Origin of the sequence: Caulobacter segnis (genome assembly GCF_031454995.1) — a bacterium.
Taxonomy (GTDB): Bacteria; Pseudomonadota; Alphaproteobacteria; order Caulobacterales; family Caulobacteraceae; genus Caulobacter; species Caulobacter segnis_E.
The window spans coordinates 1-12684 of the sequence record NZ_JAVDRV010000001.1 but is presented as its reverse complement, the minus strand read 5'-3'; the positions used below and the strand labels follow the sequence as shown (position 1 = coordinate 12684).

The 12684-nt window shown below is 68.6% G+C and carries 10 protein-coding genes; 3 read left to right on the top strand and 7 right to left on the bottom strand.

Translation table 11 applies throughout. The features are described from left to right. Positions 1 to 72 precede the first annotated feature (72 nt). The 6 genes from J2728_RS00050 to J2728_RS00025 form a co-directional block, all read right to left on the bottom strand. Positions 73 to 1161: a DUF2336 domain-containing protein gene (locus tag J2728_RS00050; RefSeq protein WP_309994932.1), complete on the bottom strand. Its 1089-nt coding sequence runs from the start codon at positions 1159 to 1161 to the stop codon at positions 73 to 75. Positions 1162 to 1287: 126 nt separating this feature from the next. Continuing rightward, positions 1288 to 2046: an ABC transporter permease gene (locus tag J2728_RS00045; RefSeq protein WP_309994930.1), complete on the bottom strand. Its 759-nt coding sequence runs from the start codon at positions 2044 to 2046 to the stop codon at positions 1288 to 1290. Next, positions 2043 to 2807, bottom strand: coding sequence for an ABC transporter ATP-binding protein (locus J2728_RS00040; RefSeq protein WP_309994928.1), 765 nt, complete (start codon positions 2805 to 2807; stop codon positions 2043 to 2045). The genes J2728_RS00045 and J2728_RS00040 overlap by 4 nt, the downstream gene beginning before the upstream one ends. Then, the gene (locus J2728_RS00035) at positions 2804 to 3802 is read right to left on the bottom strand and encodes an ABC transporter substrate-binding protein (protein ID WP_309994927.1); all 999 of its coding nucleotides are present in this window, start codon (positions 3800 to 3802) and stop codon (positions 2804 to 2806) included. The genes J2728_RS00040 and J2728_RS00035 overlap by 4 nt, the downstream gene beginning before the upstream one ends. A 74-nt stretch (positions 3803 to 3876) precedes the next feature. Then, positions 3877 to 5940: an MASE1 domain-containing protein gene (locus tag J2728_RS00030; RefSeq protein WP_309994925.1), complete on the bottom strand. Its 2064-nt coding sequence runs from the start codon at positions 5938 to 5940 to the stop codon at positions 3877 to 3879. 343 nt (positions 5941 to 6283) lie between these two features. Beyond that, positions 6284 to 8098, bottom strand: coding sequence for an ABC-F family ATP-binding cassette domain-containing protein (locus tag J2728_RS00025; RefSeq protein ID WP_309994923.1), 1815 nt, complete (start codon positions 8096 to 8098; stop codon positions 6284 to 6286). A gap of 185 nt (positions 8099 to 8283) precedes the next feature. Between J2728_RS00025 and J2728_RS00020 the strand changes: the two genes are divergently transcribed. The 3 genes from J2728_RS00020 (at position 8284) to J2728_RS00010 (ending at position 11455) form a co-directional block, all read left to right on the top strand. Beyond that, positions 8284 to 10197 (top strand): hybrid sensor histidine kinase/response regulator, encoded by a 1914-nt coding sequence (locus J2728_RS00020; protein ID WP_309994921.1) that lies wholly within the window; start codon positions 8284 to 8286, stop codon positions 10195 to 10197. A 117-nt stretch (positions 10198 to 10314) separates the two neighbouring features. Then, positions 10315 to 10968 (top strand): rhomboid family intramembrane serine protease, encoded by a 654-nt coding sequence (locus J2728_RS00015; protein WP_309994919.1) that lies wholly within the window; start codon positions 10315 to 10317, stop codon positions 10966 to 10968. A gap of 55 nt (positions 10969 to 11023) precedes the next feature. Further along, the gene (locus J2728_RS00010) at positions 11024 to 11455 is read left to right on the top strand and encodes a CBS domain-containing protein (RefSeq protein WP_013078241.1); all 432 of its coding nucleotides are present in this window, start codon (positions 11024 to 11026) and stop codon (positions 11453 to 11455) included. A 36-nt stretch (positions 11456 to 11491) separates the two neighbouring features. Here the strand turns inward: J2728_RS00010 and J2728_RS00005 are convergent, their stop codons facing one another. After that, positions 11492 to 11923, bottom strand: a complete 432-nt coding sequence (locus J2728_RS00005) for an RrF2 family transcriptional regulator (RefSeq protein ID WP_309994910.1) — start codon at positions 11921 to 11923, stop codon at positions 11492 to 11494. Positions 11924 to 12684: the final 761 nt, after the last annotated feature.

Below are 12684 nucleotides of genomic sequence, written 5' to 3'. Positions count from 1 at the left end.
AGGAGGTCGCACCTTGGCTGTCCCGCATGGCGGGCGCAAGGCGCGACAAAGGCGGGTTTTAGTCCCTGGCGGTCAGGCGGCGGCGACGTCGCCGGTCTGCCGGCGCAGGCGCCAGAAGCGGATGGTGCGCAAGGCCGCCTCGCGCGGCAGGGCGGCGTAGAGCTCGCCATAGGCCTTGGCCCGGCCCATCACCTCGTCCGAAGGTTCCAGGATCAGCAGGGCGAAGGTCAGGAACAGAGCGCGGTCGAAGTCGGCCGCCTTGCAGATCACCGACAGGGCGTCCATCTCGCGCCGCTCCAGGATCTTGCGGGCGGTGTGGAAGTCGACGTCGGCCAGGTCGGCCAAGGCCACCAGGAACAGGGTCGTGCGCTTGGCGCGCAGCATGTTGGCCAGGATCTGCGGCGAGATCGGCCCCTTGGCGCGCAGGGCGCGGAACTCCTTCTCGGCCTCCGCGTGGTCGGGCGGCAGAGCGCCGTCCTTGGCCGCGATCCGCTTGCGACCCGCCGCGAGCGCGGCCTCCAGGGTCGCCGCATCGACGTCGGCGTTGCGCTCCAGGATGCGGTCGCGCAGTCGCGCCTCGGCGACGAAGTACATCTCGTTCAGCAGGTCGACGGGCAGGCTATGGCGGTCGATCACCGCCTCGTGCAGCGCGGGGTTGGCGGCGGCCCGGTCGACGACGGTTTCGTGCGCCTCGCGCGACAGCACCGCGCCCTCGTTGCGCAGCAGCACGCCCAGGGTGTCGTCATCGCCGCGCGCGACGATGGCGTCGGAGACGACACTCGAAACGCTGGGACGCTGGGAGATCGCCCGCAGGTGATCCTGGCCCTGGGTGCGAGCGACGTGCAGCAGGTCCTCATCCGTCAGCGCGCCCGACCCGCGCAGGATCGGCGCCGCCACCGTGATCGTCTCGGACGCCAGGGCCCGGGACAGGCCGCGTGGCGCGGTTTGGGCGTCGCCAAGCCGCTGGGCCAGCTCGGCCTTCACGGCCTCTTCCATGTCGCCGGCCAGCTGGCTCAGCACGTCGTCGAACAGCTCCATTTCCAGCGCGCTGTGGCCGTCGCCGGCGAAGAACATGTCGGTGACGCCGCGCAGCAGCTCGCGCCGCTTCTCGCTGGAGGGCTCGTTGGCCAGGGTGATCAGTTCGTGGAGGCGGGATTCCATCAGCGCGCCTCGCCACGCGCGATAGCTTTCCGATCGGCGAGAGCGGCGGTGAAAGCTGCGACGCGCATGAACATCCGAACCGAAAGAACGTCGATACGTTCGTAGAGGCGGCGGCTTAATCTTGGCCTAACGACCGCGCCAAGTGTTGAGAAGTCGACGTTCGACAAACTCCATCGCCGCGTTAAGTCCGACGCCGAGGATGGCCAGGGCCACCAGGGCCGCGAAGACCTTCGCTGTCTGCAAACGATTGTAGGCTTCGAGGATGCGCCAGGCCAGGCCCTGGGCGCCGCCCGAGCCGGCCACGAACTCGGCCACGACAGCCCCGATCACCGCCAGGCCCGCCGCCACCTTGTGCCCTTCCAGCAGGGCGGGAACGGCCGAGGGCAGGCGCAGGCGGACCAGGCGCTGAAACGGCGTCGCGCCATAGAGGTCGAACAGGCGGGCTAGGTCGGGATCGACGGCCTTGAGGCCGGTGAGCGCGCCCGAGAAGATCGGGAAGAACGCGACCACGGCCGCCAGCCCCGTCACGGCGCGCCCGGGATGCTCGATGCCGGCCCAGATGGTCACCAGCGGCGCGATCGCCACCAGCGGCGTGACCTGCAAGGTGACGGCGATCGGTCGGACGGCGTCCTCCAGGAGGGTGTTCAGGCTGACGGCCAGAGCCAGGGCGCAAGCCACGAGGCTGGCGATGACCAGGGCGATCAGGGCCGTGGACAGGGTCGCCCAGGCCGAGCTCAGCAGCAACGGCCAGGACTCCGCGAACGCCATGCCGATCGCGCTGGGCGCGGGCAGCAGGTAGGGCGGCACGGCCAGGGCGCGGCAGGCGATCTCCCAGCCGCCCAGCAGGATGGCGATCAGGATCAACGGGGCCAGGATCCGCTTCATGCCGCCGCCTCGGTGGCGCGAGCCAGCAGGCCGGAGACGGTTTCGGCGGCGGCGCGAAACGCCTCGGTGGTGCGAAAGCCGGGCGGGCGGACCAGCGGGCCGTCGATGGCGATCTCGCCGGCGATGCGGCCGGGGCCGGGGGTCATGACTACGACGCGGCGGGCCATGTAGACCGCCTCCTCGACATTGTGAGTGACGAAGACGACGGCGGGCGAAAGCTCGGCGGCCAGGGCCAGGACGTCGTCGGCCAGGGCGCGGCGGGTGATCTCGTCCAGGGCGGCGAACGGCTCGTCCAGCAGCAGCAGGCGAGGGCGGGTGACAAGCGCGCGAGCCAGGGACGCCCGCATGGCCATGCCGCCGGACAGCTGCGCCGGCCGGGCGGCCACCGCTTGGGCGAGGCCCACCTTGCGCAGCGCCTCATCGGCGGCGGTCAGCGCCTCGCGCTTGGCGACCCCGGCCAGCTCCAGCGGCAGGGCGACATTGTCCCGCGCCGATAGCCACGGCGCCAGGGTGGGCGACTGGAAGACGACCGAGGTCTCGCCCTTGTCGGCGTCGCGCGTCACCGCGCCGCGCGTCGGCGTCTCCAGGCCCGCCAGCAGGCGCAAGGCCGTCGACTTGCCGCAGCCGGACGGTCCGACCAGGGCGACGATCTCGCCTTGCGCGAGCGTCAGATCGACGGGCCCCAGCGCGCGGCCCCGGGCGTAGTCGACCTCGACCCCGGCAAGGCTGGCGACGCCCCTATTGTTCTTGGGGTTGCTCATTGGCCCTTGGGCAGGAACTGCAGCGTGTAGGCCTTCTTATAGTCCATGGTCTTGGGGTAGACGCCCTGGTCGGACGCGACCTTGAAGAACTCGGTCCAGCGGGCGTCGCTCATCTGGCCGATCTCGCCGTCTTTCCCGACGATGCCGTACGACCGCATCTTTTCGCGGGCCTGGTCGAGCACGTCCTGGGTCATTTCCGGATTGTCCTTCAGGATCGCCGCGTCGCCGGGCTTGGGATCGCCGTACAGATACGACCTCCAGCCGGCCGCGGTGGCCTCCACGAAGGCTCGCACGGCCGCCGGGTTCTTGGCGATCAGGCTGTCGGGGACCAGGGCCATCGAGGCGTAGGCGGGATAGCCGCTGTCGGCCAGCAGGAAGACCGCCGGTTTGATCTTGCCTTCCTTCTCGATCAGGTAGGGCTCGCTGGTGGCGTAGCCCTGCTGGATCACGCGCTTGTCGGCCAGGAACGGCGCGCTGGAATAGTTGTACTTGCGCACCTGGTCGTCGCCGAAGCCGTACTTGGCCTTCAGCCAGACCCAGAAGGCGGTGATCGAGGCGTCGGCCAGCAGGATCGGGCGACCCTTCATGTCGGCGATCGAATTGATCCCCTGGTCCGGGTGGGCGATCAGGACTTGCGGGTCCTTCTGCATGAAGGCGGCCACGGCCTTCACCGGCGCGCCTTCCTTGGCCAGGTTCATGACGATGAAGCTGTTGGAGCCGACGCCGACATCGACCGCGCCGGTGGCCAAGAGCTGAGGCACGTTCACCGCCGGGCCGCCCTGGATCAGGGTCACGTCCAGACCGCGCTTCCTGTACTCGCCGGTGGCCAGCGCCTGGTAGTAGCCGCCAAGCTCCGCCTCGGCCCGCCAGTCGGTCGCCAGCTTTAGTTTGGTGACGCCGGCCGGCGCGGCGTCCTTGCTGGGCGAGGGAGAGCAAGCGGTCAGGGCGGCGAGGCTCAGCGCGGCCCCCAGGACGACAAAAGCGCGGCGGCGCATCGAGCGGCTCTCCCCTTGGTTCGCGGTGAAGTTAGGGGCGAGGCGGCTGACTTCCAAGCGCCAAGGCGAGCGGATCAGCCCGCGGGCTTGCGCCGCCAGCGATCGACCTTGGCGTACAGCGCCTCGCGTTGCACCGGCTTGGGAATGTGATCGACCATGCCGGCGGCGTAGCAGCGCTCGACCTGGCTGGGCAGGGCGTCGGCGCTCATGGCGATGATTGGCGCCGTTCCGAACGGCGGAGGCAGAGCGCGGATCGCTTGCGTCGCTTGCAGCCCATCCATCTCGGGCATGTGCATGTCCATCAGGATCAGGTCGTAGGCCGTCTTTCGGGCGCGCGCGATCGCCTGGCTTCCGCTTTCCGCCTGGTCGACCTCGTAGCCAGCCATGCTCATCAGGGTGGCGGCGATCTCCAGATTGATTGGATGATCGTCCACGACGAGGACACGACCGACCGCCGCTTCCCTGGCCGGAGCGGGAGGCGGCGAGGCGGCCGGCTCCACGCGCCGCGCCGAGAGCTCGAACCAGAAGCAAGAGCCGCGTTCGGGCGCGCTGTCGACGCCGATCTTGCCGCCCATGGCGGCGACCAGCGCCCTGCAGATGGCCAGGCCCAGCCCCGCGCCGGCGGGCATCCGACCCAGCGCGATATCGGCCGAGGCGCGCTGGAACAGCAGGGCCTGCTTCTCCAGGCCAATACCGACACCGGTGTCCACGATCTCGAAACGAAGCCTGTCCGCGGCCACCCCCGGTTCGATGGTCAACCGCGCGGAGATGCGCCCCTGGTTGGTGAACCTGACGGCGTTGTTGAGCAGGTTGATCAACACCTGGCGCAGGCGATCGGCGTCCAGGGCGTGGTGTCCCTGGGTCGGATCGACGATGTCGAGATCGAGGTCGAGCCCCTTGGCCCGGACCTCGGGCGCCATGATCGCCACCGTATGGCGCACGAGGTCGGCCGCGGAGGTCGGCTGGAGCTGCAGCTCGATCTGGCCCGACTCGACACGGGAAAAGTCCAGGACATCGTCCAGCACGGCGAGCAGGGCGGCGCCGGCGCTGTCGATCATGTTCACTTGTCGCCGCGCGTCGGGCGAGAGGTCGTCGCGCTTGGCCAGCAGTTGGGCGAAGCCGAGCACGCTGTTCAGCGGGGTCCGGATCTCGTGGCTCATCGTGGCCAGGAACTCCGTCTTGGCCTGCGTGGCGGCCAAGGCGCGGGCGCGCGCCGCGCGCGTCAACAGTTCACGACGCTGGAGCAGGCGCCTGAGGCGATCCTGCTGGGTCAGGGCAAGGCTGGCGGCCATGCAGGTGTAGAACAGCACGGCGATGAAGACCTGGATCGTGCGGATTTGCGCCGTCAGCCCCAGGATCGCGTTGAAGCGCGGCGAAGCGCCCGACATGGCGATCGGCAGGGTGATCAGCGCCACGATCATGGACGCCATGGTCGCGCCTCTGGCGCCGAGCCGATAGGCGGCGAACAGGGCGACGGGGAAGATCAGAAACGGCGGCGCGCCCGATCGCGGATGCGCGCAGAGGAGGGTGACCGCCGCCACCGCGAACAGCAGGACGCCCTGCTCGCGTAACGGGATGCGGTAGGCCCGGCGATGCTGGGCGTCGATCAGCACGAGCGCCGCCGGCAGCACGACCGCCAGGCCCAGGGCGCCGCGCAGGAACCAGTCCACCCAGGTCCGGAGGAACGGCTCGCCGAAGAAGAGCGACAGCGTCGAGGCGCAAAGCAAGGCCGAGGTCGCCGCGATGGGCGTGGTCACCGCGGGCAGGATGACGAGGGCGCGCATGGTCCGAACGCGCGGCGCTCGCCCCCAGAGACGCACGCAGGCCCACCAGACGGCCAGCGCTTCGAGCGTGTCGATCGCCGTATAGAGCAGGCTCTCGACGACGCCGTCTCTGGCCAGCAGATTCGAGGCGATGTGGAAGATCACGAAGACGGCGACCAGGGTCAGCCGAAGCCTTGGGGTCAAGGCCACGAGGCCCGCGGCCAGCAGGGCGTTGGAGGGCCAGAAGGCGGCGACTCCAAGGGGCGTGCGGGTCAGCTGTTCGCTAAAGAAGAAGCCGCACAGAAGAGCGACGGAGAGGCCCTGCAGCAAGGCTGCCTGCCGCTTTCCCTCATGCTGCGCCAGCCCGTGCGGCATACGCGTTTCTTCCCCCAGTCCGCCGCGCCTGGCGGCAAAGCCCGAACACGCCCTACGGCCGCCCTTGGGGAGCGGCGCGGATCAGGCGTTCGCCGCTTCCGCTTCGCGGCGGGCGACGCGACCATTCAATACGCCCACGCGATGCTAGGTTGCTTGCTTATCGGGGGATGTGTCGTTTCGCCGCGGGACGCCTCCGCGGTCGCCACGCCCCACGACTGGCCCCAGCCGCGCCCGTGTAATGGGTCACGGCGACAATGCATGTCGGGTGGAGCAATTCAAGGGGCGATAGTCGTATGAGGTCGACGGACTAGAGCGCCAAGACCTCGCCCAGCAACATATGCGATCAGTTCGCCGCCAGGCTTTCCTTTTTCTCTTCAAGCTCCAGCCATTCCATCTCGGCTTGTTCAAGATCCGCCCGCGCCTTGTCCAAGGCTTTCATGGTTTTATCAAACGTCGCGGGATCTCGGCTATAGAGATTGGGGTCGGTCAGCGCTTCCTCGAGCTTGGCGATGATCGCCGGACTCTTGGCGATCAGGGCCTCGCATTCCTCCAGGCGGCGCTGATCCTTGTACGAAAGCTTCACGCTTTTCTTCGGAGGCGGCGGCGCGGCCGGCGCGGTCTTGGGCGCGGCGACGGTGATCGGCGCGCGGACGGCGCTGAAGAAGCCGGGGTTCTGGTCCATCAGGTCGGTCCAGCCGCCCGGCGTCTCGACGACCTTGCCCCGGCCGTCGAGCGCGATGGTCGACGTGGCCAACCGATCGATGAAGTCGCGATCGTGGCTGACCAGGATCAGCGTGCCCTCGAAATCGGCCAGCAGGTCCTCCAGCAGGTCCAGCGTGTCCATGTCGAGATCGTTGGTCGGCTCGTCCAGCACCATCAGGTTGGTGGGGTTGGCCAGGGCGCGCGCCAGCAGCAAGCGGTTACGCTCGCCGCCCGACAGGCTGGTCACCGGCTGGCGAAGCTGGGCGTCGGTGAACAGGAACTCCTTGGCGTAGCCGGCCACGTGCTTGGACTGGCCGCGCACGACGATGGAGTCGCCGCCGCCCGGCGTCAGGAAGTCCCAGACGGTGATCTTGTCCGACAGCGCCATGCGCGCCTGGTCGATGTACGAGACCTCCAGATTGGCGCCCAGCTGCACCGAGCCGGCGTCCAGCGGCAGCTCGCCCAGCAGCAGCTTGACCAGGGTGGTCTTGCCCGCGCCGTTGGGGCCGACCAGCGCCACGCGGTCGCCACGCAGGATGCGGGTCGAAAAGTCCTCGACGATGGTCCGCTCGCCGAACCGCTTGGTGACGCCCTTGGCCTCGACCACGCGCTTGCCCGAGATGCCCGAGGACTCGACCGCCATGGTCATGGTCCCGCGCTGATCGCCCTGGCGATCCTTCTTCTCGGCGCGGAGGGCCAGCAGCGCGCGGCGGCGGCCTTCGTTGCGGGCCCGGCGGCCTTGGACGCCGCGCGCCAGCCAGGCGTTCTCGCGCTCCAGAACCTTGTCCAGCCGCCGCGCCTCCTCGGCGTCAGCCGCCATCACGCTGTCCGCCCAGGCCTCGAACTCCGAGAAGCCCCGGTCCAGGCGGCGGATCTTGCGGTGCTCCAGCCAGAAGCAGCGCTCGGTGACGCGGTTCAGGAAGGCGCGGTCGTGGCTGACGATCAGCACGGCGCACTTCGAGGCGGCCAACTCCTCTTCCAGCGTCTGGATCGCGAAGATGTCGAGGTGGTTGGTCGGCTCGTCCAGCAACAGCACGTCCGGCTGCTCGGCGAAGGCGCGGGCCAGGGCGGCCCGGCGGGTCTCGCCGCCCGACAGGCCCTTGGCGGCCTTGTCGGGATCGAGACCGAAATCGGTCAGGGCGGCCTGGGCTTCGTAGTCCTGGGCGCCGCCGGCGGTGGCGTAGTCGAGCAGGGTCTCGCCGGTGATCTCCGGTTCCTGGCCGACATAAACGATCTTGGCGCCCGGCTGCACCGAGCGCTCGCCGCTGTCGGCCTCGACGCCCTGGGCGGCGAGGATCTTCAGTAGCGTCGACTTGCCCGCGCCGTTGCGGCCGACGAGACAGGCGCGCACCCGCGGCTCCAGCGCCAGATCGACCCCGTCGAACAGGGGCTTGGCGCCGTCGGCGAGACGGACGTCCTTGAGGGCGAGTACGGGCGCGCGGGAAGGAGAGGCCATGGTCGTCACGGATATGGAGCGGGAGGATCGGAAGGCGAGGCCCTATCGCAGGCGCGCCTCCGAGGAAACGGCAAATCGACCCCGCCGAGGCCTCGCCCCTCCCAGGTGCGACAAAATCCCCCGTTAACAGCTGGCCAAAGGTGGTTTTGCTAGAAGCTCTACATCGCCAAGCGGGACTCCCCACCTTGAAGTCGAGCGTCGAAAGCACCGTGGCTTCGGAGGTTCAGGCGTCGCTCGCCCTGGACTTCGACGCCCTGCGGCGCCCGGTCTGGGTCTTCGACGACGTCCGCAAGCGTACGCTATACGCCAATCAGGCCGCGCTGGAGCTTTGGCGCGCGCCGTCGCTGGACGCTCTGCGCGCCCGGGATTTCTCGAACGCGTCCCAGGCGGTGCGCACCCGGATGAGCGACCTGGCCGCGCGACTTGAGACCGGGACCGCCGAGCAGCGCTGGACCTTCTATCCCGACGGCGCGGCGGTCACCGTCAACACCATGATCTCGCGCATCACCCTTGCGGACGGCGGCTGGGCCATGTTGTGCGAGGGCGTAAGGCTAAGTCCCGAAGCCGAGGAACAGCGCGCGATCGAGGCCCTTCGCCATACCAGCGCGCTGGTCTCGCTCTATGACGCCGACGGCTGTCGCATCTTCGGAAATCCCGCCGCGCTGGCGACCTATCCCGATCGCGGCGCGCGCTTCGCGGACGTGTTCGCCGACACCGACGCGGGCGAAATCCTATGGGCCGCGCTTCTGGACACCGACGTGGTCGAGGGCGGCTATCGCATGGCCACGGCCAGGGGGCCGCGCTGGCATAGCCTGACCATCCGGCGGACGCCCGATCCGATGACGGGCGAGCCCTGCGTGCTGGTCAACGAGACAGACATCACAGAGGCGGTCGAGGCCCAGGCCGCCCTGGCCGACGCGCGGGAGCGCGCCGAAGCCGCCGCCGCCGCGCGCCAGGCGTTCCTGGCCAATATGAGCCATGAGCTCCGCACGCCCCTCACCAGCATTCTCGGCTTCGCCGAACTGCTGGAGGACACGACGCTGGATGACGCGCAGATGCGTCACCTGGAGCGGATTCGCGACGCCGGCGCCATGCTGCTCGAGACGCTCAACGCCATCCTCGACTTCTCGAAGCTCGAGGCCGGCGGCGTCGATCTGGAGCGCGATCCGTTCGACCTGCCGGAACTGGCCGCGCGGGCGGCGGGCATGTTCGAGGCGGCCGCGCGGAGCAAGGGACTCTCGCTAAGCGTCCACGTCGCCCCCGACTGCCCGCGCTGGCTGGAGGGCGATCGCGAACGGCTGCGTCACGTGCTGGTCAATTTCCTCGGCAACGCGGTGAAGTTCACCGACGCGGGCGGAGTCGCCCTGGCGGTCGAGCGGCTGCCGGGCGCGGCGCCGGGGTTCGAGCGGCTGGAGCTGTCGGTGTCGGACACGGGCGTCGGCATAGCGGCGCCCCTGCTGGATCACGTGTTCGACCGGTTCGCCCAGGGCGGGGGCGACGTGTCGCGTCGTTTCGGCGGCACGGGGCTGGGCCTCGCGATCAGCAAGGAGATCGTGGAGCTGATGGGCGGTCAAATCGGCGTCGACAGCATCGCGGGCGAGGGCGCGCGGTTCTGGTGCGTGCTGGATCTTCCCGTGGCGGCTCCGCCCGAAATGACCGCGGAGGACGCGCGGCTGGCGCCGGAGCGCTCGCTGAGACTGCTGGTCGCCGACGACAACGACGCCAATCGCGAATTGATCGGAACGCTGGTCCGGGTGATGGGGCACGAGGCCGAGACGGTGGCCGACGGACTCGCCGCGGTCGAGGCGGCGCGCGCCGGCGTCTACGATCTCGTGCTGATGGACGTGCACATGCCCCGCATGGACGGCCTGACCGCCGCCCGCGCCATCCGCGACCTCGAGGGCGAGGCGGCCTCGACGCCGATCATCGCCCTGACCGCCAACGTCCTGCCCGACCAGATCGCCTTCTATCGCGCCAGCGGCATGGACGATCACGTGGGCAAGCCCATCGATCCCCGCGCGCTGCTGGCGAAGATCACGAGCTGGGGCGGGCGGCGCGTCATCGACGCGCGATCCCAGTCCAGCGGCGGCTCGACCTGACCGCGCTCACGCCGTCTTTGCTTCGCGCCGGGCTTTGTGCCGGCGCCGGAGCCCACTAGATAAGCGTTAGGGACGCGGGCCTCGATTCAGACGCCCGGCCAAGGATTTCGAGTAACGATGGCGCGTGAACGTCCCGAACCGATCTTCAACGCGCCCTGGCCGGCCTTGCTGGCCGCCGCCTCGATCCTGGTCTCCACCGCGCTGTTGATGTGGGCGGACGAGCCGACGATCCTCTCGCTGGCCTTGGTTCCGAGGGACTTCTGGGCCGGACACTGGACCGGCGTCGTCACCATGATGTTCGTGCATGGCGGCTGGCTGCACGCGTTCATGAATTCGGCCTTCGCCATCGCCTTCGGCGCGCCGGTCGCCCGCTTGTTGGGAACCAACGCGCGGGGAGGGGCGATCTTCTGGCTCTTCTATATGGCGTGCGGGATCGTGTCGGGACTGGGCTACGCGATGCTGCACCCCGACGGCGCCGGTCCCGTGGTCGGCGCGTCCGGCGCGGTCTCGGGCCTGATGGGCGCGGCGGCCCGCACCATGGACGGGCGCGGCGGGCTTGGCCCCATGTTCGGACCCCAGGTGCTGTCGCTGGGGCTGGGCTGGCTGGTCGTCAATCTCGTCATGGCGGTCGCCGGCGGCCTGCTGACGGGGGGAGGGGCGGGCGTCGCCTGGGAGGCGCACCTGATCGGTTTCGCCGCCGGGGTCCTGCTGATCGGCCCCTTCGCCCAGTGGGCTGGGTCCGCCGATCCCGCGTCGCGCGATCCCCATTGATCCCGGGGCCCATTTGCGAGACCCTCGTTCCATAAAGAACAAGGGAGGTAGCTAAGTGCTGATTTCTCAAATCCTCAAGGACAAGGGTGATTTGGTGTTCACGGCCTCCCCCCAGGAGACCGTCGGCGCCGCCGCGGCCCTTCTGCACACGCGCCGCGTGGGCGCCATGGTGGTGGTCGACGAGACCGAGGCGGTGGTCGGCATCCTTTCGGAGCGCGACATCGTCCGGGTGATCGCCAAGGAAGGGGCCGCGGCCCTGACCAAGCCGATCTCCAGCTGCATGAGCGCCAAGGTCATCTTCGCCGAGCCGCACGAAACGGTCGACGCCCTGCTCGAGCGCATGACCGATCGCCGGATCCGCCACCTGCCGGTGGTGAAGGGCGGGCGCCTGGCGGGCATCATCTCGATCGGCGACCTCGTGAAGCACAAGATCAACGAGGCGCTGGCCGAGGCCGACGGCCTCAAGGCCTATATCGCCGCGGGGTGACGGCGAGGGTCGTCTATATAAGAGAGGGCTGAACGCTCAGCCCTCGATCAACTCCGCGCCGACGCCTTGCACGGCGTCGGCCAGGCTATAGCCCTCCAGGACGGCGGCGGTGGCGTCGCGCGCTCGCAGCAGGGCCTCGCGCAGGGCGCAGGTGGCGATATCGCGGCAGTCCTCGCAGCGGCGGAAGGCCGTGCGGCTGACGCAGGGTGTCAAGGCCAGGGGTCCATCGACCAGGCGGATGATCTCGGCGAAGCTGATCTGGTCGGGCGCGCGCCCCAGGACATAGCCGCCGAACTTGCCGCGCCGACTGATCACCAGACTCTCGCGCGACAGGGACAGCAGGATCGCCTCGAGGAACTTGCGCGGCGCGTCGGCGCGCTCGGCCAGTTCGCCGGCCGTGACCTGCCCGTTCTCGCGGGCCAGTTCGATCATCGCGCGCAGGGCGTAGCGCGCCTTCTGGGACAACATGGACGCCGGTGACCTTGTTCGAACGCGCGGGGCGCGTCTCTTAAAGAGCGTTCAGCCTTCTGGGCGACGCTTCGCCGCGACGCAAGCCTCGCATGCCGATGTTCATGCACAGAGGAATGGTCCATCTGGGGATAAGATGGCTATTTCAGGCTTGTCGGGCGGGAAGAGGGCCTCTAGAAGCCGCCCCTCGCTTCGGGGCCGCGGCCGCTGAACGAAACCTTCGCCTTTCGGGGCTTGCGTTTCGAACAGTAGATCGCTAAGTTCCGCAGCCTCAATCGAATCTCTTCGAACTTGTGGCGCTCCTTACGGCGCGCTTCGGGTGTCTTTTGCGCTCTAAAGTGGCTTCGGCCTCAAGTAGAGAAAAAGAAAAAAGAGGCGGTTGACCTGGGAATTCGGTTTCGCTAGAAGCCGCCCTCCCTGAAATACTCGAGCCGCCGCAAGGTTGCTTAAGTATTTCACTCCAGAAGAGCTTCTCTTTCTTTTGAAAAAGATGCTTGACTGGCTCCGGTGACTTCTTTAGAAGCTGCCGGCTCCGCCGAAAGCCTCCTGGGCCGGCTGGCGGAAAAAGTCGGAGAGTTTCTTCAAGAAACGATTTGACACGGAATTCGAGGTTGGATAGATAGCCGCCTCCGCCGACACCGGGCGCTAAACGGTGGGGTCGCTGAAGCGGTTCGGGTCTTTGACATTGTTGATTTGGAAAGAGAAACGCAGGCGGCGGCGCTCTGGCGGTTCACTCTACGGAGTGGATCATTGACGCTGAC

What these genes read in the sequence shown, in the direction of transcription:
- J2728_RS00050 (WP_309994932.1), bottom strand. Translation starts at nt 1,161, where the DNA reads ATGGAATCCCGCCTCCACGAACTGATCACCCTGGCCAACGAGCCCTCC.
- J2728_RS00045 (WP_309994930.1), bottom strand. Translation starts at nt 2,046, where the DNA reads ATGAAGCGGATCCTGGCCCCGTTGATCCTGATCGCCATCCTGCTGGGC.
- J2728_RS00040 (WP_309994928.1), bottom strand. Translation starts at nt 2,807, where the DNA reads ATGAGCAACCCCAAGAACAATAGGGGCGTCGCCAGCCTTGCCGGGGTC.
- J2728_RS00035 (WP_309994927.1), bottom strand. Translation starts at nt 3,802, where the DNA reads ATGCGCCGCCGCGCTTTTGTCGTCCTGGGGGCCGCGCTGAGCCTCGCC.
- J2728_RS00030 (WP_309994925.1), bottom strand. Translation starts at nt 5,940, where the DNA reads ATGCCGCACGGGCTGGCGCAGCATGAGGGAAAGCGGCAGGCAGCCTTG.
- J2728_RS00025 (WP_309994923.1), bottom strand. Translation starts at nt 8,098, where the DNA reads ATGGCCTCTCCTTCCCGCGCGCCCGTACTCGCCCTCAAGGACGTCCGT.
- J2728_RS00015 (WP_309994919.1), top strand. Translation starts at nt 10,315, where the DNA reads ATGGCGCGTGAACGTCCCGAACCGATCTTCAACGCGCCCTGGCCGGCC.
- J2728_RS00005 (WP_309994910.1), bottom strand. Translation starts at nt 11,923, where the DNA reads ATGTTGTCCCAGAAGGCGCGCTACGCCCTGCGCGCGATGATCGAACTG.